Origin of the sequence: Lysobacter capsici (assembly GCF_014779555.2) — a bacterium.
In the GTDB taxonomy this organism is placed as follows: Bacteria; Pseudomonadota; Gammaproteobacteria; order Xanthomonadales; family Xanthomonadaceae; genus Lysobacter; species Lysobacter capsici.
Genome location: NZ_CP094357.1, coordinates 2948907 through 2968998 on the forward strand (window position 1 = coordinate 2948907; position 20092 = coordinate 2968998).

At 66.7% G+C, this 20092-nt stretch carries 13 protein-coding genes; 5 read left to right on the forward strand and 8 right to left on the reverse strand.

Annotation, left to right across the window (positions count from 1 at the left end; translation table 11 throughout):
- Positions 1–280: 280 nt before the first annotated feature.
- The 3 genes from mqo to IEQ11_RS12345 all read right to left on the reverse strand — a co-directional run bounded on the left by mqo (position 281) and on the right by IEQ11_RS12345 (position 4155).
- On the reverse strand, positions 281–1969 hold the full coding sequence (gene mqo, locus IEQ11_RS12335) for a malate dehydrogenase (quinone) (RefSeq protein ID WP_191820608.1): 1689 nt from the start codon (positions 1967–1969) through the stop codon (positions 281–283).
- Between the two features lie 390 nt (positions 1970–2359).
- The gene (locus IEQ11_RS12340; RefSeq protein ID WP_096414558.1) at positions 2360–2635 is read right to left on the reverse strand and encodes a hypothetical protein; all 276 of its coding nucleotides are present in this window, start codon (positions 2633–2635) and stop codon (positions 2360–2362) included.
- Between the two features lie 110 nt (positions 2636–2745).
- Complete coding sequence (locus IEQ11_RS12345) at positions 2746–4155, reverse strand: trypsin-like serine peptidase (protein ID WP_228464380.1); 1410 nt, start codon at positions 4153–4155, stop codon at positions 2746–2748.
- 366 nt (positions 4156–4521) lie between these two features.
- Between IEQ11_RS12345 and IEQ11_RS12350 the strand changes: the two genes are divergently transcribed.
- Positions 4522–4734: a DUF6289 family protein gene (locus IEQ11_RS12350; protein ID WP_036107244.1), complete on the forward strand. Its 213-nt coding sequence runs from the start codon at positions 4522–4524 to the stop codon at positions 4732–4734.
- Between the two features lie 133 nt (positions 4735–4867).
- On the opposite strand, the gene IEQ11_RS12355 is transcribed toward IEQ11_RS12350, so the two are convergent.
- From IEQ11_RS12355 to IEQ11_RS12365, 3 genes are all read right to left on the reverse strand, one after another.
- The gene (locus IEQ11_RS12355; protein WP_191820609.1) at positions 4868–5260 is read right to left on the reverse strand and encodes a GFA family protein; all 393 of its coding nucleotides are present in this window, start codon (positions 5258–5260) and stop codon (positions 4868–4870) included.
- A 158-nt stretch (positions 5261–5418) separates the two neighbouring features.
- Positions 5419–8499: an efflux RND transporter permease subunit gene (locus IEQ11_RS12360; protein WP_191820610.1), complete on the reverse strand. Its 3081-nt coding sequence runs from the start codon at positions 8497–8499 to the stop codon at positions 5419–5421.
- Positions 8496–9617 (reverse strand): efflux RND transporter periplasmic adaptor subunit, encoded by a 1122-nt coding sequence (locus IEQ11_RS12365; RefSeq protein WP_191820611.1) that lies wholly within the window; start codon positions 9615–9617, stop codon positions 8496–8498. The genes IEQ11_RS12360 and IEQ11_RS12365 overlap by 4 nt, the downstream gene beginning before the upstream one ends.
- A 433-nt stretch (positions 9618–10050) precedes the next feature.
- On the opposite strand from IEQ11_RS12365, the gene IEQ11_RS12370 reads away from it, so the two are divergent.
- The 3 genes from IEQ11_RS12370 to IEQ11_RS12380 all read left to right on the forward strand — a co-directional run bounded on the left by IEQ11_RS12370 (position 10051) and on the right by IEQ11_RS12380 (position 14342).
- Positions 10051–11340: a JmjC domain-containing protein gene (locus tag IEQ11_RS12370; RefSeq protein WP_191820612.1), complete on the forward strand. Its 1290-nt coding sequence runs from the start codon at positions 10051–10053 to the stop codon at positions 11338–11340.
- A gap of 69 nt (positions 11341–11409) precedes the next feature.
- Positions 11410–12201, forward strand: coding sequence for a hypothetical protein (locus IEQ11_RS12375; RefSeq protein WP_191820613.1), 792 nt, complete (start codon positions 11410–11412; stop codon positions 12199–12201).
- Positions 12201–14342 (forward strand): alpha-amylase family protein, encoded by a 2142-nt coding sequence (locus IEQ11_RS12380; RefSeq protein ID WP_191820614.1) that lies wholly within the window; start codon positions 12201–12203, stop codon positions 14340–14342. The genes IEQ11_RS12375 and IEQ11_RS12380 overlap by 1 nt, the downstream gene beginning before the upstream one ends.
- Before the next feature lie 15 nt (positions 14343–14357).
- Here the strand turns inward: IEQ11_RS12380 and IEQ11_RS12385 are convergent, their stop codons facing one another.
- Positions 14358–15575: a glycosyltransferase family 4 protein gene (locus IEQ11_RS12385; RefSeq protein WP_191820615.1), complete on the reverse strand. Its 1218-nt coding sequence runs from the start codon at positions 15573–15575 to the stop codon at positions 14358–14360.
- Positions 15572–18871 carry a non-ribosomal peptide synthetase gene (locus IEQ11_RS12390; RefSeq protein WP_191820616.1) on the reverse strand — a complete coding sequence of 1100 codons (3300 nt, stop codon included), beginning with the start codon at positions 18869–18871 and terminating at the stop codon, positions 15572–15574. Before IEQ11_RS12390 ends, IEQ11_RS12385 begins: the two co-directional genes overlap by 4 nt.
- 333 nt (positions 18872–19204) lie before the next feature.
- On the opposite strand from IEQ11_RS12390, the gene IEQ11_RS12395 reads away from it, so the two are divergent.
- On the forward strand, positions 19205–20065 hold the full coding sequence (locus tag IEQ11_RS12395) for a lysophospholipid acyltransferase family protein (protein ID WP_191820617.1): 861 nt from the start codon (positions 19205–19207) through the stop codon (positions 20063–20065).
- Positions 20066–20092 lie beyond the last annotated feature (27 nt).

A 20092-nucleotide genomic window follows, 5' to 3' on the forward strand; every position in this document is an offset into this window, starting at 1 on the left:
TACCCGACAAGATGTGCGTCCCAATCGGTTTGCGCGGGATGCCGGCTGAGTCTGATCGTCGTGACGACCGCGCTCGATCCAGATCTCCTGGCCGCCGGGTGAGGCAGCTTCAGCACGCGGTTCCCGCATCGGGCACGGCTTGCGCTGTACGTGTGATCGCGCCGATCAATAACCGGAATCGGCGCGGCCGTTAGCGCTTATCGCACCCGCAGGACCAACGCGCCCGGTCCGCGCATCGAGCGAGGGCGGGCAGTCGTCGGCGATCCCGATCGAATCGGGTTCACAGTGCCTGCAGCTCCGCATTCTCCTTGGCCTTGGTTTGCGGCGATGGCTGTTGCGGTTGGCTTGCCGGCGGCTGCGTTCCGACCGCCACCGGCACCTCCAAATACGGCAAACGCAAGGTCTGACTGGTCATCGCCCGAATCTCATTAGTCAGCTGCGCGCTGTCGTTGAGATGCCGGCCATACGACGGAATGATCTTGAGCAACTGCGTTTTCCAACCGGCCGCCATTTGCGCCGGGAAGGCCTTGGCCAGCAGGTCGAGCATGATCGGCGGCGAGGTCGAGGCGCCGGGTGAGGCGCCGAGCAGGGCGGCGAGGGTGTGGTCCTTGTCGGCGACGATCTCGGTGCCGAACTGCAGCACCGGGCCCTTGACCGGGTCGCGCTTGATGATCTGCACGCGCTGGCCGGCGGTGACCAGTTTCCAGTCCTCGCGTTTGGCGCTGGGGTAGTACTTGCGCAGTTCCGCGTGGCGGTCGTCGTCGTTGAGTTGCGCCTGACTCAGCAGGTATTTGACCAGGTCGAGGTTTTCGCCGCCGACGCTGACCATTTCGCCCAGGTTGTCGTGGGTGACCGAGGAGTACAGGTCGAACCACGAGCCGTACTTGAGGAACTTGGTGCTGAACAAGGCGAACGGCCCGAACAGCACCACCGGCTTGCCGTCGAGCTTGCGCGCGTCCAGATGCGGCACCGACATCGGCGGCGATCCGGTTTCGGCCTGGCCGTAGGCCTTGACCCCGTGGCGGCTCGCGATCGCCGGTGCCTGGAACGCCAGGAACTGGCCGCCGACCGGGAAGCCGGCGTAGTCGCGCGCTTCAGGAATGCCCGACAGCTGCAGCAGCTTCAGTGCCGCGCCGCCGGCGCCGATGAAGACGAAGCGCGACTTGACCGTCGACTCGGTCTCCGACTTGAGATTCTTGACCGTGACGTTCCAGGTTTTGTCGCTGTTCTGGCGCAGCGCGGTGACCTCGTTGCCCAGGTGCAACTGGAAGTTCGCGCTGCGCTGCAGGCTCTGGGTCAATTGGCGGGTGATGACGCCGAAATTGACGTCGGTGCCGATCGGCATGTAGGTCGCGGCGACTTTCTGCTTGGGATCGCGGCCTTCCATCAACAACGGCGCCCACTTGCCGATCTGCACCGGGTCCTCGGAATACTCCATGCCGTAGAACAGCGGGTTCTTGACCAGCGCATCGCGGCGCTTGCGCAGGTAGGCGATGTTGTCGTCGCCCCAGACGAAGCTCATGTGCGGCGTGGGATTGATGAAGTCCGAAGGCTGCTGCAGGCGGCCTTCGCGGACCTGATGCGACCAGAACTGGCGCGAGATCTCGAACTGTTCGGCGATATCGACCGCGCGCTTGGTTTCGATGCTGCCGTCGGGCAGTTGCGGGGTGTAGTTGAGCTCGGCGAAACCGGAGTGGCCGGTGCCGGCGTTGTTCCAGCCGTCGGAGCTTTCCTCGGCCACGCCGTCGCGGCGTTCGTACAGCTGGATGTTCCAGCTCGGCTCGAGCTCCTGCAGATAGGTCGCCAAGGTGACGCTCATGATGCCGCCGCCGATCAGGACCACGTCGACCGGCTTGTCGTTGCCGGCCGCGGGCACCGAACGCTGGTACACCGGCCAATACAGGAACAGCACCGATCCCAGCAGCCCGAGCACGATCAGGGTGAGGAGAATCTTGCGAAATTTCTTCATGATCGGATGAACTCCGAAGGGGATGCCGAGGGTGGGGGAGGCGCATGAACAGGCATGTCCAGGCACTACATACACCTTTGGCCGTCACGGCGGAATAAGCCTGGTGCAAGTCGCTGAATCGGAACAGGGCCGCCGGGCTCGAGGCGACATGCCGTCGCGATTGCCCGCGGACGTCCGCGCACGCAGGTTTCCCGCTGCGCACGGCGATGCCGCGGCGTTCACGGCCATGGAGGATGTCGGGGTTTGACGGCCTCGGCGTTTTCGCCGTGGGCGATCGCACGCGATGGCGCGGATCGGACAACCGATGCCGATCGTCGGCGTTAGGTAGCCGGCAGGGCCGCGATCGGACCGACCAGTGCGCTCAGCGCGGGAAGCCGACCCCAAGGCCCGCTAACGCAATCCGCCGGACCGCGGCATCGCATTGAGTTCGTCGATCACTTTCCTCGGCGCGCGCAGGCGGATCTGCACCGGGAAAGACTCCTGCACCACCACGTCCTTCACCACGCCGCTTTTTTCCAGCGCCATGACCTTGGCCAACACCGGGTCCGGAGACTCGGCGCTGCCGACGATCAGCGCGCTTTCCAGCGGCTCATGGTTCATGGTCGGCTGTTTGTTGTCCAGGCCGCAGCCCGCCAGCAGCAATACCGCGATAAACACCGGTTTCATCGTCGTCGCCTTGCGCGTTGGATGCTTCGATCACTGCCGTGTCGATCAGGACGTGGTGCATCGTCGACCGATGCACCACGCAGCCATTACTGCAGATCAACGCTCGTCGATCAAGGGTAAGTGGCGATCCAGTTCTGAAGCGTGTTGTAGACGGTGCTGGTCAAGCGGGTGCCGCAGTTCTGACTGGACGAACCGGTGGTATGAATACCGCGCACGTTGACCCCGCCGTCGCTGGCGATACCGCTGCCGCTGTTGCCGCCGGCGGTGTCGATGGTGTAGCACAGCCGGTAGGAGCCGCTGGTGTTGACCGATCCCGAATGCGTCCACATCGTGCCGAGCGGCTTGTCGCCGGGATAGCCGGTGATGGTGTGGGTGCCGCCCGAATAGACGCCCCAGCCGGAGTTGCCGCCGTGCGGCGCCGAGCTGAGCACGATCAGCGCATAGTCGTAATTGCTGTCGGCGCCGTTATGCCACGCCGTCGTGGTGACCGCGCGCGCCCACGGGGTCGTGCCCCAGGGCTGGTAGCTGCCGTTTTGCGCGGTGGTGAAGTCCAGGCTGGAATAGAACGTGCCGGCGCCGTTGGAGACGCAATGGCCCGCGGTGAGCACGTGCTTGGCCGTGATCAAGGTGCCGGTGCAGCCGATGCCGATACGGCCGATATGCCAGAACGGAGAGGCCACGGTGTTCGAAATCTGCACTCGGTCGTCCGCGCCGATCACGACCTTGGGCGTGACGCGGCCGTCCGCATACAGCGTCGGCAATGTCGGCGGCGTGTTGAAGCTGGTGGCGGTGCGGCCGACCGACTCCAGATCTTTGATTGCCTTTTCGAAGATGGCGACGTCTTCCGGATTCATCCTGGATTCGTACAGATCGCCATTGCGCGTGACCATCACCGCGCTCAACCCGGCCGCCTTCTGCCGCGGCGTCTGCAGACGGGCATCGGTGGCGGCGCCCGTTTCCGGCAACAAGCCCGTCACCAGGTTGTCGCCGTGGATGAACTTGGCTTTTACGTTCAGTTTTTGAAAGGACGGTTCCTTGGCTACCGCGGTATCGACGGCCGGCAGCGAAACCAGCAACACCAGACTCAACGCGACCAGATGGTTCATGACCCACTCCTTGTTGGTTGGATAGTCCTTCTTGCAAGCGGTCGGGACGGTGCATCGCGCACTCCCGGCCTGGCCCGTCCGGATCGAATCCGAACCGGTTCGCGAGGCGGAGCACTGTGCGATCGTTCCGCCGATGCGGTCGTCTCTGACCGCGCAAGGCGGAGCGTTTCCCGGCGCTGCGCCGTTGCTTTCAATTCGTCTTGTTTCGTCGGTCGTGCGTACTTCGCGGCATCGCGATGCCGTCGTCGCGAGCGCGCGATCGCTCGTATGCGCGCTCAGGTCGTTGCCTGCGGCGATCTTTCTGATCGCATAAGTGGTTTTAATCGAAACTATTTGTCGCGCCGAATAAGTCGGGCGAAAAATTTCTACCGCGAATCGTATTACGCCACGAAATACGCCTTCGTCGTGATCCATCTCTCAAATGCCCGATCGCGCGATGACGCGCATCTCAAAGCATCGTCTCGATCGCATTCAGGATTTATCGAGGTTGTCGCGTGAGCGAGATCGCGCGTGATCTTTGGTGAAGCGATTCGGAAACTCACATACGTCGAAGCGAGTCGGACGGTCGCCTGCGTGAAAATGTCGGCATTGCGTCATCGAGCGAAAGCGCGCTGTTCCTTCGTTTCATCGCATAGCGCGACTTCACGCTAGCGCTCACAGTTCATTTGCGTCGCAATTGGCGCAATCGAAACTTCGCCCCGTTCTCGGTCGCCGGGCACGCAGGGCGTTGTATCTTCCTTGCGCGGCGACCTGCCGCAAGCAAGCCAAGGGAGGAGTGCGATGCATCGCTTCAAGCTGATCGTATTGGGAACCCTGTTGGCCATGTCCGCCAGTACCGGCGCGGCGACCAATTCCGCGGGTTGTTTCTGTTCCGTCGTGTACTACAACGATGCCGGCACCGTCGTCGGCATCCGCCAGCCCGCCGCTTGCGGCGATACTGGCTGGGGCGAGACGACCAACAAGTCCAAGGTCTATGCGGGCTGCGTGATGTAAGCGGCCACGCTCGCGCGAGCCGGAGTCGCCCAGTCATCTGGGCGACTCCGTCGGTCGCGACGGCTCGGTAACGGCCGACCATTGCGTTCGCGAACAAGCGCGCCGACAACGATATTGTCGCCGCTTGCGCTGACTACGGCTCGGAACGGCCCGTGCCTTCGCGATCGCGTTGGTAATGCTTCGCCAGCGCAAACGACGGTAGCCACGACTCGCGTCGGACGATCCAGGTTTCGTAACTCGGCGCCAGTTGGTCCGGTGCGTCCAAGGCTCCCAGACTCACTTCGATTTCGTCGGCGCTGCGCGCGAATACCGACGAGCCGCAGCGTGGGCAGAAATGTCGACCGAGATAATCGCGCGTCTCGCCTTCGATCGTCACCGCATCCTGCGGAAATATGGCGAAGGCGTGAAAGACGCTGCCGCCGTGCCTGCGGCAGTCGAGACAATGGCAAAGGCCTGTGCGGTACGGTCGCCCCGAGGCCTCGATGCGGACGTCGCCGCACAGGCAACCGCCAGTGAATCGCTGCATGCTGCATCTCCGCTGAAACGCAGTCGGAATGGTTACAACGAAGACGCCGCCATTGCAATCGCCAACGCGTTCCATGCGCGGCGCGGTTCATCGCTGGCCTGACGTTCGCTCCTTCCGCATTGACCGCGGAAGGAGCGGGACGACCAGGGCATCCGTTATCAGCTCGACGCCGGGTGTTGCACCGGATGCGAGGAACGATGACGGAACCGCCGCGTCAACCATTCGCCCAGATCGTCGACCACCGTGAACGCGGCCGGGATCACGATCAGGCTCAGCAGGGTCGAGGTGATCAGGCCGCCGATTACCGCGATCGCCATCGGTGCGCGGAAGCTGGAATCGCCGGAGAACCCCAACGCGATCGGCATCATGCCCGCGCCCATCGCCAAGGTGGTCATGATGATCGGCTGGGCGCGCTTGCGGCAGGCGTCGATCAGCGCGTCGTGCTGGCTCATGCCGTGTTCGTCTTCGGCCATCACTGCGTAGTCGACCAGCAGGATCGAGTTCTTGGTGGCGATGCCGATCAACATCAACAGACCGATCAAGGCCGGCAGCGACAGCATGTTCTGGGTCAGCAGCAAGGCGCCGAATGCGCCGCCCGCGCACAGCGGCACCGCGGTCAGGATGGTCAGCGGCATCAGCGCATGGTTGAACAGCAACAGCAGCACCATGTAGATGCAGATCAGTCCGGCCGCCATCGCCAGCATGAAGCCGATGAACAGTTCGACGAAGACTTCGGCATCGCCGGTGTTGAGGAAACTCACGCCGGGCGGCAGATGCTGCACGCTCGGCAGTTTCTGCACGGTCTCCATGACCTCGCCGAGCGGACGGCCGTTGAGTTCGGCGGTCAGGGTGACGTTGCGCTGACGCTGATAGCGCGAGATCTGCGACGGCCCGCTGCCCATCTGGATATCCGCGACCGCGGCCAGCGGCACCGGGCCGTAACGGCCGTGTACGCGCAACTGGCCGATCAAGGCCGGATTCGACAGGGTCGCTTCGGCGAAGCCGACCCGGATCGGAATCTGCCGGTCGGGCAGGTTGAGCTTGGCCAGGCGCTGTTCGTAATCGCCCGAGGTCGCGATGCGTGCGGCTTCGGCGATGTCGGCGGTCGCCACGCCCAGGTCCGCGGCCCGCGCCGAGTTCGGCACGATCTGGATTTCCGGACGCAGCAACGACGCCGACGAACTGACGCTGCCGAGGCCGGAAATGCCGCGCAGATCGCGTTCGAGCGCGATCGACGCCTCCTGCAGATGCTGCGGATCGTCGCCGGACAGCACCAGTTGCAACTGATTGCCGGGTTCGGAGCTGACATAGCTCACCCGCACGCCGGCCAGATTGGCCAGGCGGGCGCGCGCGTCGCGTTCGAGCGCGCGCTGATCGCGCTGGCGATCGTCGGCCACGCCCCAGTCGAGCACCAAGGTCGCCTTGCGCGCTTCGCCGATGCCGGTGGCGCCTGGGTCGCCCAGATCGAGCACGCTGCCGACCGCGGTGTACACCTGCTTGAGTTCCGGAATGTCCTTGACCAATGCGCGCGCGCGTTCGGCGACGGCCGCGGTTTCCTGCAGGCGCGTGCCCGGCGGCAGCTCGAGGCTGAGATTGCTGCGGCCCAGATCGGATTGCGGAATGAAGGTCGCCGGGATGAACGGCACCAGCGCCAGCGAAGCGAAGAACAGGCCGGTGGCGATCCACAAGGTGCGCGCGCGATGCCGCAGCGCGGCGTCGACCCAGCCCAGGTACCAGCGCATCAGTCGCGACTCGGCCGGCTCTTCGCCGTGCGGTTTGAGCAGGTAGGCGGCCATCATCGGCGTCAGCAGACGCGCGACCAGCAGCGAGAACAGCACCGCGGTCGCCGCGGTCCAGCCGAACTCGCGGAAGAACTTGCCGGCGATGCCGGGCATGAAGGCGACCGGCACGAACACCGCGGCCAAAGTCAGCGAGGTCGCGATGACCGCGTTGCCGATTTCGCCGGCGGCGTCGCGCGCGGCTTCCAGCGGCGGCTTGCCCATGCGCAGATGGCGCACGATGTTCTCGATCTCGACGATGGCGTCGTCGACCAGGATGCCGACCACCACCGACAGCGCGAGCAGGGTGATCAGGTTCAAGGTGAAGCCGAACCAGTACATCACCGCGAAGGTGGGGATGATCGACAGCGGCAGCGCCAGCGCCGAGACCCAGGTCGCGCGCCAGTCGCGCAGGAACGCCCATACCACCAGCAGCGCCAGCAACGCGCCTTCCCACAGCATCGTCATCGACGAATCGTAGGAGCGGTGGGTCTCGTCGATGGCGGTGGTGACCAGGCGGAAGTCGATGCCTGGGTGTTCGGCCTTGAGCTGGTCCAGCGCCGCATGCACGCCGGCTTCGACCTTGACCTCGCTGGAGCCGCGCGTGCGCGACATCGAGAACGCGACCACGTCGCGGCCGTCGAGCAAGGCGACCTGGGCCGGATCGGCGGCGGCGTCGCTGACCTTGGCCAAGGTCGACAGGCGCACCGAACGCCCGTCGGGCAGGCTGATCGAGTAATCGCGCAAGGACTGCGCGTTGCCGACCGTGCCGAGCGTGCGGATGGTCTGCTGGGTGCGGTCGAGTTCGGCCTTGCCGCCGGCGCGTTCGACTTGGATCTGCGCCAACTGCCGCGACACGTCGCCGGCGGTGACGCCGAAGGCGAGCAGGGCGTTGGGATCCAGATCGACCCGCACCTGACGCTCGACGCCGCCGACGCGGGTAACGCGCGCCACGCCCGCTACGCCGTACATGGCGCGCGAAACTTGCCGGTCGACGAACCAGCTGGCTTCGTCGGCGGTCATCTGCGGCGCGACCAGCGCATAGGTCATCAACGAGCCGCCGATATCGACCTTCGATATCACCGGTTCCTGGATGTCCTGCGGCAGATCGGTGCGGATGCGCGTCACCGCGTCGCGGGTGTCGTCCAGCGCGGTGGCCAGATCGGCTTCCAGATTGAACTCGATCGTGGTGGTGCTGACGCCTTCGCTGACCGTGGAGATCACGCGCTTGACGTTGGTGACGGTCGCGACCGAGTCCTCGACCTTGCGCGTGACCTCGGCTTCGAGCTGGCTCGGCGACGCGCCCGGCTGGGTCACCGTGACCGTGGTCATGGGGAAGGCGATATCGGGGAAACGCGCCACCGGCAGCTTGAAGAAACCCCACAGCCCGGCCACGCACAGCACGAAGAACAGCATGATCGCCGGCAGCGGGCGGCGGATCGCCCAGGCGGAAAAATTCATGGCTGCTTCGTCCCTTGGCCGGTCGCCTTGCCGGCCTGCTGCGCCGCCTGCACCACGCGCACGCGGTCGCCGTCGCCGAGGAAGCCCGCGCCTTCGGCGACGACTTGCTGGCCTTCCTTCAGACCTTCGATGATTTCGATCCGGCCCTGCGCGGTCTGACCGGTGCGCACGCGCAGGCGCTGCACGGTCTGCTTGTCCTTCATCGTGAACACGTAGCTGTGGCCGTCGCGCTGCACGATCGCGGCGCTGGGCACCATCAGGGCGCGACCGGCGCCGGTGACGATGCGGCCTTCGACATACACGCCGGGCTTGAGCGCGCCGGGTTCGGGCAGATCGGCATAGATCGTGCCGGTGCGGGTCTGCGCATCGACGCCGGGGCTGACCGCGCGAATGCGGCCGGCGACGGTGCCGCCGGCATACGGCAGTTCGACGCTGTCGCCGACGGTCACGGCGGACAATTGCTCTTCGGGCAATTCGGCGCGCCATTCCAGGCGTCCGTCGCGGATCAGGCGCAGCAGTTCGCTGCCGGCGGCGACCACTTGCCCGGGTTGCACCAGACGCTTGGAGATGATGCCGTCGGCGGGCGCGCGCAGTTCGGCGAAATCGCGACGCAGTTGCGCCGCGTCGCGGGCGGCGCGGGCGGTGGCGACCTGGGCTTCGGCTTGCACGCGGGTCGCGCGCAATTCATCCAGGCTGCTCGCGCTGACCAACTGGGTGGCGGCCAGTTTCGCGCCGCGCTCGTAGTTGACCTGCGCCAGCGTCAACGACGCCTGCGCCTGCTTCAACGAGGCATCGGCCTGGGCCAGCTCGCTGTCGAGGGTGCGATGGTCCAGTTCCAGCAACACCTGGCCGCGGCTGACCGCCTGGCCGACGTCGACCCGCAGCGCGGTCACGCGCTGGCCGCTGAGTTCCACGCCCAACTGCATCTCCTCGAACGCCGACACCGGCCCGGACACCAGCACGTTGCGCGCCAACGGCTGCGACTGCGCCGGTGCCAGCGACACCGCCAGCCCCGACGCGCCGCCCGCCGCGGCGGGTTCGTCCTTGGCCCCACCGCACGCCGCCAGCCAGGAACAGACAACGATCACCGCTAACCAACGCGGAACAACTGCGCGCATGGAAGATTCCATAAAAGAGATAAAGAGATTGATGCAACCGCCGCACGAATCGGCGGCCGCGGGACGCGCCATTGTCGCCTGTCCTGGTCAGGCGGATTGGTCGCAGCCTAGGAGGGCGACTTTAAGAGTTGATTAAAGGGCGTGGCGTGACGGGGGAGCGTGTGCGGGACATCGGCTCGGCTTCGATTGGCGCACCGTTCGGGGACGGATGTGCGGGCGGCGCGGCCACGCACCCCGCCGGGAGCATGGACTCGCTAGGTCGGCAAGTCCAAGGGTCGGCGATCACCCGCGATGGAGCAGGGGCCATCCGCGGGACCGCGAGCGCGCGAGCCGGATCGTGACGGCGCATGCCGGGAACATGCCGGGAAATCGGTGGTGACTTTGCATGGATGCCGCTAGATTAGGCGCTCTCGATCAAACGGATGTTGATGCGATGCTTCTCGACGACGAACACGCGCTGGCCACGCAGATCGCGAATGCGTGGGGCGGGCCGCCGCGCTTGTTCAAGAATGCGCTGTCGGCGCCCCTGTTCACTCCGGCCGAATTCATCCAGGCCTTGTCGACCACCGCTCAGGCCATGGCCTCGGGCCGCAAGGAGCCGTTCGGCCGCGCCAATCTGGCGGGCCGTTCGCCGGCCATCCACGAACTGCTCGCGTTCTTCCCGGGGCCGGATATCCGCAGCTTCGAGCAGTACGAGGCGCAGGTCGGACAGGCCTTTCCCGGGTCGGAGTTCTCGGTGATCCTGGACAAGGTCGACATCGCCCTGCCTTCGATCCGCCGCAAGCTCACCCCGACCCTGCACGGCTTGTTCGGGCGCGTGGGCTATCCGGCCCGTGGCATCCACTCGTGCATCTACGCGGGCACGTACAGCAGCACGCCGTTCGGCATCCACATGGACGATTGCCATGTCCTGATGGCCACGGGCATCGGGACCAAGAAGATGGCGTTCTGGCCGCGCGCATATTTCGAGCATCGCGCCGAGCTGGTCCAGGCGGGCTCGCCGGCGCACGCGGGCGAGGCGCTGGCGGCGCTGTTGGCCGATGCGACGATCCTGGAGGTCGGGCCGGAGGACTTGCTGTACTGGCCCGCCGGCGAATGGCATGTGGCGGTCAACGACAGTGGACGCTTCTGCGCTTCGCTCAGCATCGGCATCTACCATAAAGGCGATACGAGCGAGATCCTCAAGAAGGCGGTCGTGTTGCCATCGGGGCCGGCGGCCAATTCGGATCACAAGGCTCTGGATGCCCTCGATCTCGACGGCTTGTCCGCCGCGTCCGCCGCGGGCGGCGGCATGTCATCGCCCGAACGCCTGCGCCGCATGTGGGATGCGCTGAGCGCGGACATCAATGCGCCGCACGCGGCCGAGCTTGCGTTCGCCGCGCATACGCTCGGCATTCGAACCTCGGCCGGCTTCGGTCCGTTGCCGCAGCACGGCGTCGGCGATCAGGCCGGCGAGCACGACTGCGATGCGCAGGCCGTGGTCGACGAGGATCGGCACGGCCTGGATTGGACCACCGTCGGCGACAAGTTGCTGGCCTGCGCCCATGGGCAGGTGCTGGTGTTCGATCGACACACGCAGGAAGTCGCGGCCTTGTTGGCGGGCGTGAAGCAGGGGACGCCGACGCGCGTGGCCGATTTCGCCGCGCTGGTGCCGACGGATGCCCACTCGCCGTTGCGGGCCTTTCTCGCCAACCTGAGGCCCGGCGCCGCCATCGTGGAATGACGCGCCCGCGCTCGTGCCGTTGCCGGCCGAGCATGAGTCGAAGCCAAGCGTTTAGCCAGAGGAGAGGGAATGCTCAACAGAATGCTGTATGCCTTGTTGCCGGGACGGCGGATGGACACCGCGGCCTACGTCGAGCGTCGACGGATAGAACTGGCGCGGCAGCTCGACCTCGCGCTCGCCTCGACCGTCCGCTACGGGCCGTTCCGCGGCATGCGGCTCGGGCCGGACACGGCCTGGAGCGTCGCCGACCGCGCGCCGATCCTGCTCGGTCTGTACGAGCAGGAAGTGCTGGAGTCGCTGGCCGAAACCGGCGGAAGAAAAGCCTTCGTCAATCTCGGCGCGGGCGACGGCTACTACGGCGTCGGCGCGCTGGTGTCGGGCCTGTGCCAGCGCTCGTATTGCTATGAGATGGGCGAGAAGGGCCGGCGGATCATCGGCGATACCGCGCGTTTGAACGGCTTGGAGGACCGGGTCGAGATCCGCGGCAAGGCCGACCCCGGTTTCTACCGCGACCTGCCCGCCGAAGTCGTCGACGACTGCGTGCTGTTCGTCGACATCGAGGGCGCGGAATTCGAACTGCTCGATGAGGCCGCGTTCGGCGCGTTCGGCAACGCGGTGATCTTCCTGGAACTGCACGACTGGTTCTTCCAGGACGGCGCGCAGCGCATGCAAACGCTCAGGCGCAATGCCGCCGCGACCCACGCGATCACCGAAATGACAATGGCCGCGCGCGATCTGTCGCCGTTTCCGGAATTGCGCGAATACAGCGACAGCGACCGCTGGCTGCTGTGTTCCGAGGGCCGTGGACGTCAGATGGGCTGGATGCGGTTCGACCCGAAGCGCGCCGGGGCCCCGGCCTAGTGCGCGAGCCCGCTTGCGAGTCCGCCGACGCGGCGCCGGGCGATCTGCGTTCGTGCATCGCCGCGTTGATCGCGGCCGGCGATTGCGGGTTCGCGGACGTGCTGAGCGCGTTGCGGCAACTCATCGACGCGCCGGCCGCGCCGGCCGAGCGCCGGTTGCGCCTGTTCCTGCGTCATCTGCTGTTTCTGCTGGAAAGCGGGGACGAGTTGTACGCCGACTGCGTGCTGCGTTCGGACGATCGCTCTCGACCGGTGCTGATCGCGCATCGGATCGCGCGCGAAGCGGGCGAGGGCGTGATGAAGACGCAGGTGCGCCTGGCGCTCTGGCCGCTGGCGCAGGAATCGCCGGCGCTGGCGGAGGGTGCGTTCGCCGTGCATTCGCAGGACGCGGACATCGTCGTTCACCGCGGCCCGGTGAGGATCGAACACGCGCTGCAGGACATGGGCGTGCCGGTCGACGCGCACGCGCTGCGCGACGACGAGATCGACGCGTTCTATGCCTACCGCAAAGCGCTGCAGCGCGCCGTGCGGCCATCGGGTCGCGGTGCCGGCGCGTCGTGGCATGCCGATGCGCGCGACGACGAAGACCGCGTCGCGCAGGCCTGCGCGCAGGCCTTCGAATTCGACGCGGGCGACGGCGAACGGATCCATCGCGGCCGACCGCTGCCGGGAATCGGCCGAGCCAGCCATCCGCTGCTGGGCGCGTCCCTGCATGTGCTGCCGCGCCTGCTCAGTCCCGCCGGCCCCGAGTCGGTGCTGAAAGCGTTGGCGATGGACCTGCCGGAGGTCGCGGCCGCAGGCTTCGATGCGGTGCTGCTCGGCGTGGTCGATCGCCAGAGCACCGATCTGTACTACGTCGAAGGCGACGACGGCGCGCTGCATCCGTATCTCAACAATCACGGCTACTGGAGCAGCGGCGAGCGCGGCGTGGACCCGGTCCTGGGCGATGCCGGCGACTACATCGCGCTGCGTCATGCCGCCGCCGCTTGCGGCCTCAGCCTGATCCAGGATTCGGTGCTCGGCACGATGGGTTATCCGCCGCAGTTGCCGCGTCTTGCGCCGCCGACATCGCGATGCACCCCGTTGGCGCTGGCTCTGGCCGATCAGGTGTCGCCGCTGGACGAACCAGGCGACTTCCTGAGCGGGCTGGAAAGCTGCGATGCGATCCCGTCGCCCGACGGTCTGCCGTTGGGCGACTACATCAAGGTGGTGACGCGCACGCATCTGGGCGAGTACTACCAGTTGCCCCGGCCCAATCTGTTCGATCCGCAAGTACGCGAACGGGTTCTGGCGCGCGCGCAATGGCAGATCGGCGAGGCGCGGGTGTCCGCGTTCCGGGTCGACATGGCCAAGCACCTCGGCCTGGCGCCGCTGCGCGCCGCGTTGGACGCGCTGCGCGAGGCGGTACACGATGCCGGCGCGGCGCCGTTCTTCGCGGTCCTGGAATACTGGAGCCTGCATTACCGGGATCTGCGTTTCGCGCTGTCCGCCGTCGGGCCGTCGGTCGAAGGACTTTATCTCTACGATTTTCCGCTGGCGCACGCGCTTCAGCAGGCGCTGCTCGCGAGCGGCGATTGGTCGCGCCTGCTGCCGGCGATCGCCGAACAGCGGCGGCACTGGCAGGTGCCGCCGTGCTGCCTGGTTCCCATCGTCATCGATCACGATCCGAGTTTTAGGCCGATCTTCAACGGTACGGCGCATACGCGCGACCTCGTGGTGACGGGGCTGGCGCTGGCCCTGGCGATGAGTGCCAATGGCCCCAGCGTGTATTGCGGTTACGACGATCGACGGGCGGCGCCGGCCGAGCTGGACCGTTATTTCGATTACTCCGAACAACATGCACGCAAGGCGATGCCCGCGCCGCTGACGCGCGATCCCGACGGGCCCGGCGCGGTCTTCGCGCGATTGCTGGAGGCGGTGAAGCGCCATCGGGTGTTGGCCGACTGGGACGGTGGCGCGTTGACGTTCGAAGGCGACGCGCAGCGTCTGCGCATCGTGCGCACGCTGGTTCACGGATCGCAGCGGCGCGTGGCCTGTTTCTGCGTGGCCCGCGACGGCGGTGCGGCGACAGCGGGCGCGGATGGCGAACAACTGGTGTTCGCCTCGGGCGACGGCCCTTCGGTGGCGTTGTTCGTCAGCTAGCCACGCGCAGCGGTTTCAGCAGGTCGCTAGCGGAATCCGCTGCGGCATCGCCGTATCCAGCGCGACGTCATAAACCTGCTTGAGCGCGGCGGCCGATCGCGTCCAGTCCAGGTCCGCGGCCTCCCGCGCGGCGGCCAGCGCGCGTGCCCGCGCGTACGCCGGATCGGTCAGCAGGCCGATGGCCGCATCGGCGATCGCATCGATGTCGTCCGGATCGACGCAGATCGCGCTCGGCACCCGCTCGGCCAGGCCGCAGTTGCGCGACAGCACGACCGGCACGCCGGCCTCGATCGCTTCCAGCGCGACCAGCCCGAACGGCTCCGACAGCGAAGGCATCACCAGCACGCGACTGCGCGCAAGCAGGCGGGTCACTTCCTCGCGGTCGATGAAGCCCGGAAACGAGAACGCTTCGGACAGACCGAGCGCGCGCACCAGCGAGCGCATCAGCGGCAGCAGATTGCCGTCGCCGGCCATTTCGAAGCACGCATCCGGCACGCGTTCGCGGATCCGCAAGGCGGCCTCGACGAAGGCTTCCGGGCCCTTTTGTTCGGTGATGCGGCCGATGAAGCACACGCATCCGTCCGCGGGCGGCGCGGCGGGCGACGGGTCGGCCCGGCGGGATCGACCGGCGTTGTAGACCACGTCGATCCTGTCGGCGCTCTGGCCGTAATTGCGGACCAGACCATGCCCGGTATAGCGGCTGACCGCCACGATGCGATCGGCCGCCTGCATGCCGAGGCGTTCGAGTTCGGCGATCACCGGGTTGGTGCGGTGCTCGCCGGCGCGATCGTGCTCGGTCGAGTGGACATGCACGACCAGCGGCCTGCCGGTGGCGCGCTTGATCGCCAGCGCCGCTTCGAAGGTAAGCCAATCGTGGGCATGGATGAGGTCGAAATCGCCGAGGCCCGGCAAGGCGCGCAAGGTCGCGGCGGCGTACCGGGCCGCCTTTTCGCGGTATGCGATGTAAGCGCCTTGAGCGCGAGCGCCGGCGCGTGGATCGTCGCATCCGTCCAGTTCGACGATCCGCACCGCGGCGGGATAATCGCCGCGGATCCCCGGCGATGCGGGCAGCAGGAAATCGACGCCGATTCCGCCGAGCGCGCCGATACCGCGCAGCAAGCCCTCGCAGGCGACGCCCAGTCCGCCGGTGATGGCGGGCGGCAATTCCCAGCCCAGCATCAGCACTTTCAGCGGTCGTCGATCCGCATGCGCCAAGGCATCCATCGCGGTCATGCGTCGACCGGGCTGAGTGGCGACGGCTCGACCCGCCGCGCGGGTGTCGGCGGCGCGGGCGGAAACCTCAGCGCGATATCGGCCACGCGTGGACTGCCGCTCTCGGCGAAGGCGCGCAGCACGTCGACGAATCCGCCCACGACCGTGTGCTCGATCGTGCGCGGCGCGAACCGCGCCTTGCGGTACTCGCAATCGATGTAGAGGCCATCGTGGTACTGGACCACGGTCAGGTTGAACTCCATCGAAGCGAAGCCGCCGTCCTGATGGCGCGACGCGAACGGCGCCAGCGGCTTGTCGCTCTCGGCGCTTATGTAGTTCAGGCACAAGGTGCCGATGGCTTCCAGCGAAACGTCGGCGGCGCTGAGCACCGCCGGCAGCAGGCAGACCTTGTGCTCGCTGACCGCGGGCGTCTGCGCGGCGATCTGCGCGATGGCCTCGTCGACGCCGGTGTCGCCGGCGTATTCGACCGCATACAACGCATCGTTGACGAAGCTGCCGCCCGAATCCTGCCAGGCGCCGAACGGCCGGGTTTCGGTGAGCACCGAGATCAAAGTCGCATCCAACCCGGTCAGGCGCTGGATCAGCACGTTGGCGGCGGCGATGGCGAGCGCGCTGAGCGGAAGTTTCGCGCGCATCGCCCTGGCCGCCAGGGCGTGGAAGATCTCGGGTCCGACATAGGTGCTGAAGCGGGCCATCGGCACCGGTTCGTGGAACAGGTTGCCGACGTAGCGATGCGCGTGCGCGGCCAGATGCGGATCCATGCCCGTCGGCAGTTTCGACAGCGCGTTGGCGATGTACTGGCGATGCGACGCGAACCAGGGCGTCGGGTAGTCGGCGAAGCGGTCGGTGTAGCGCTGGACGCCGACGCGGCCGATCAGGTCGGTCCAGTAATCGATATGACGGCGGCCGCTCTCGCCGGACATCTCGGTGCGTTCCCACTGCGCGTACTGCCGATACGTTCCGCCCGGCATATCGATGGGGTTGGCGCGGCCTTGCGAACGGGCGGCGTAGTCCTCGGCGACCTCGGCGACAAAACGGCCGAGAAAGGCCTGGTCCATGCAGACATGGTCGAAGGTGAAGATCACCGTGTCGTGGGTGGGCAGCCGCGCCAGATCGACGGTGAACAGCGGCAGTCGCGCGAAATCGAAGGTGCGCGCGCGGACGCGGTCGGCCAGGGCGTCGAGCGCCGCGTCCGGGTCGGTCTCGGCGCGCAGGTCCACCGGTTCGATCGGAGCCAGCGCATGACTGCCGTGGGTGCGCTGGATCAGCCGGTCGTCGGTCACGTGCAGGGTAGTGCGCAAGGCTTCATGACGCGCAACGGCGGCATCGAACACCTGGCGCAGCAGTTCCGGATCGGCCTGCGCGACGTTCACCCGCTGCTGCACGCACAGCGACGGGCGTCCCTGGGCGAGCGTGACCTGATTGAAGGCCCAGTCGCAGCATTGTTTCTGCGAGGCCGGCGAGTCGATCCAGCCGGGGCTGGACGCGTCGGCCTCGCTGCGCGCAGGTTGCGCGCGCGCCGACCAGCGCGCGGTCGCGGCGAAGCCGGCCAGGGTCGATTGCACGAACAAGCCATGCATGTCCGCTTCCAGGCCGATGCGGTGCATGCGCTCGATCAGCTGCATCGCGTGCAGGGAATGACCGCCGAGTTCGAAAAAATTGTCGTCGCGGCCGACCCGGTCCACGCGCAGCAGTTGCGTCCATAGCTGCGCGATCGCCGTTTCGATCTCGCCCCGCGGCGGCAGGAACGGCCGGCCGGCGATATCGGCCGAGGCCGGCGGGCGCAGCGCGCCACGGTCGATCTTGCCGTTGGCGCCGGTCGGGAACGCCGGCACGCAGACGTAGGCGTAAGGCAGCATGTACTCCGGCAGCCGTTGCGCGAGGAAGGCGCGCAGGTCGGTCGGCGTCGGCGCGGCCTGGGCCGGTATGACATAGGCCGCGAGCCGGACGTCGCCGTCCTCCGAACGCAACGGCACGACGGTTGCGTCGCGCACGTCCGCATGCTCGCAAAGCGCGGCGGCAATCTCGCCGAGCTCGATGCGATAGCCGCGGATCTTGACCTGATCGTCGTTGCGGCCGAGGTAATCGAGCCGGCCGTCGGCGCGACGCCGTACCAGATCGCCGCTGCGATACAACCGACCCTCGCCGAACGGGTTGTCGATGAAGCGTTCAGCGGTCAGCTCGGGGCGATGCAGATAACCGCGCGCCACGCCGTTGCCGCCGAGCCACAGCTCGCCGACCACACCCGGCGCGGCCAGGGTTCCATCGGCTTCCACCACATAAGCCTGCACGCCCGGCAGCGGTTCGCCCAGATGCGGACCGTGTTCGGCGCTGACCCGCGCCAGCGTGCTGTTGACCGTGCATTCGGTCGGACCGTAGGCGTTGTAACAAGCCACCGGAGCGGCGGCCGCGCGCTTCCACGCCGTGGCCGGAAACGCTTCGCCGCCGACCAGGATCGCGCGCAATCGCGGCAGCGCCCGTTCGAACAGGCCGCCGTGGATCAACAGGTCCAGTTGCGATGGCGTGCAGTCGAATACCGACACCGCTTCGGTGTCGAGGAAGTCCAGCATGCGCCCGGCATCGGCGCGCACGTTCGCAGGCACGATGCAGAGCGTGTGGCCCGAGCCCAGCTGCACCAGCGCCTGCAGCGAGGCATCGAAGGACACGCTGGCATTGAGCGCCACGCACAGCGCCGGCGGCAATTCGTCGAATACGCGTTCGCGCATTCCTTGCCACAGGTGCAGCAATTGGCGGTGCTCGACCATCACGCCCTTCGGGCGACCGGTGGAACCTGAGGTGTAGATCACATAAGCCAGATGGTCGGGGCGCAACGCCACTTGCGGCGCGTGCGACTGCGCGCTGTCGGCGGTGGCTTCCACGTCCAGCACCGCGACGCCGTCCAGGCCCAGTCGCGCGGCGGCGCCATCGGCGCTTACCATCGCGACCGGCGACGAATCTTCCAGCATCTGCAGCACGCGGTCGCGCGGATAGCCCGGGTCCAGCGGCACGTAGGCGCCGCCGGCCTTGAGGATGCCCAGCAGGCCGACCACCAGTTCGATCCCGCGTTCGGCGCACAGGCCCACGCGGGTGTCGGGCACTACGCCCAGATCGATCAACGCATGCGCCACGCGATTGGACGCGGCGTCCAACTGCGCATAGCTCAACCGCGCCGCGCCGCTGCGCAGCGCCTCCGCATCCGGCGTGCTCGCCGCCTGCGCCTGGAACGCATCGACGAACGATGCCGGCGACGACAGCGGCCGTGGGCCGAGAGAGGAAGCGGAAGAAAGAAGGGTCATGCCACGAATCCTTGCAGCGACGGGGACGTGCTGCATTGCAAAAAACATCGGCGTGCAATGCGGCGCATAACCTTACGATGAGTGCGTGTGTTGTTGCTATTCTGTGGAATCATCATCAAGCATATGGAGTCGTCATGCGACATGTTGTGTGCGATGAAGGCTTCAATATACTGCGGCGGCCACTGGAAAGAGCAGGCCTCGCCCGATCGTCCGACGGATGAATGGGCGGTCGGCCGGGTCGCTCGCGTGCATTGAAGTGCTTTGGGGCGTTGGGGACGTCCCGGGGATCGTCTTTCTGAAAAAAATGGAGTTGGCAAGATGTCAGAAATGACAGTGCGGCAATGGATTGCAGCGGGCGTCGAACTGTCGATACTGCGGCTTGCGAGCATCCTGCCGCTGCGTATGCTGGCCCCGATTTCCAAGGTCGTGGGCGCGGTCTACTGGTCTGTTTCAGCCGAGTCGCGTCAAATCATCCTCGACAATCTCTCCCTGTGTTTTCCCGAGCTGAGCGAACGCGCCCGCATCGACATGGGTCGCGCCAGCCTTGCCCAGGCGGTGCTGGGCTATCTGGAAAAGGGCCGCTGGTGGTTCGGCGATGCGTCCACCCAGCCTTGCGTCGTCGACGGGCTCGAGCACCTTCAGGAACTGGCGTCGAAAGGACGCGGCGTATTGCTGCTGGGCTTTCATTTCAGCGACATGGAAACCGCGGTGCAGCTGTTAAACGAGCGCGTCCCCCTGTGCGCGATGTACATGCGCCGACCGAATCCGATCGTCGACGCGGCGTCGCGCAGATCGCGGGGCCGGCGCCAGCTCACGATGATAGAACGCAGCGACGTGCGCGGCGTGTTGTCCGCGCTGCGCGACGGCGCGGTGCTGTGGTTCGCGCCGGATCAGGAATACCGCGATCGCAATCAGGTGCCGGCGCCGTTCTTCGGCATGGTGCTCAGTACCTTGTCGTCGGCGACGCGGCTGGTGAAGCTCAGCGGCGCGGCCGTGGTCGCGTTCACCCACCACCGCGAACGCGACGGCTGTCGCATCTCGCTTTCGCCGCCGCTGGAGGGATTCGGCGAGGATCCGGCCGCGGACGCGACACGGGTCAATCGCATCCTGGAGGAGGCGATCAGGCGCAACCCGTCGGCCTACTTCTGGATCAACAGACGCCTTCGCAGCCACAGCGTCGCAGCGCAAGCCTAGTACGGGACGCCGCCGCCGCGGACGCGG

What these genes read in the sequence shown, in the direction of transcription:
- IEQ11_RS12365 (WP_191820611.1), bottom strand. Translation starts at nt 9,617, where the DNA reads ATGCGCGCAGTTGTTCCGCGTTGGTTAGCGGTGATCGTTGTCTGTTCC.
- IEQ11_RS12390 (WP_191820616.1), bottom strand. Translation starts at nt 18,871, where the DNA reads ATGACCCTTCTTTCTTCCGCTTCCTCTCTCGGCCCACGGCCGCTGTCG.
- IEQ11_RS12375 (WP_191820613.1), top strand. Translation starts at nt 11,410, where the DNA reads ATGCTCAACAGAATGCTGTATGCCTTGTTGCCGGGACGGCGGATGGAC.
- IEQ11_RS12345 (WP_228464380.1), bottom strand. Translation starts at nt 4,155, where the DNA reads ATGGATCACGACGAAGGCGTATTTCGTGGCGTAATACGATTCGCGGTA.
- IEQ11_RS12355 (WP_191820609.1), bottom strand. Translation starts at nt 5,260, where the DNA reads ATGCAGCGATTCACTGGCGGTTGCCTGTGCGGCGACGTCCGCATCGAG.
- IEQ11_RS12350 (WP_036107244.1), top strand. Translation starts at nt 4,522, where the DNA reads ATGCATCGCTTCAAGCTGATCGTATTGGGAACCCTGTTGGCCATGTCC.
- IEQ11_RS12340 (WP_096414558.1), bottom strand. Translation starts at nt 2,635, where the DNA reads ATGAAACCGGTGTTTATCGCGGTATTGCTGCTGGCGGGCTGCGGCCTG.
- IEQ11_RS12370 (WP_191820612.1), top strand. Translation starts at nt 10,051, where the DNA reads ATGCTTCTCGACGACGAACACGCGCTGGCCACGCAGATCGCGAATGCG.
- IEQ11_RS12385 (WP_191820615.1), bottom strand. Translation starts at nt 15,575, where the DNA reads ATGACCGCGATGGATGCCTTGGCGCATGCGGATCGACGACCGCTGAAA.
- IEQ11_RS12360 (WP_191820610.1), bottom strand. Translation starts at nt 8,499, where the DNA reads ATGAATTTTTCCGCCTGGGCGATCCGCCGCCCGCTGCCGGCGATCATG.
- mqo (WP_191820608.1), bottom strand. Translation starts at nt 1,969, where the DNA reads ATGAAGAAATTTCGCAAGATTCTCCTCACCCTGATCGTGCTCGGGCTG.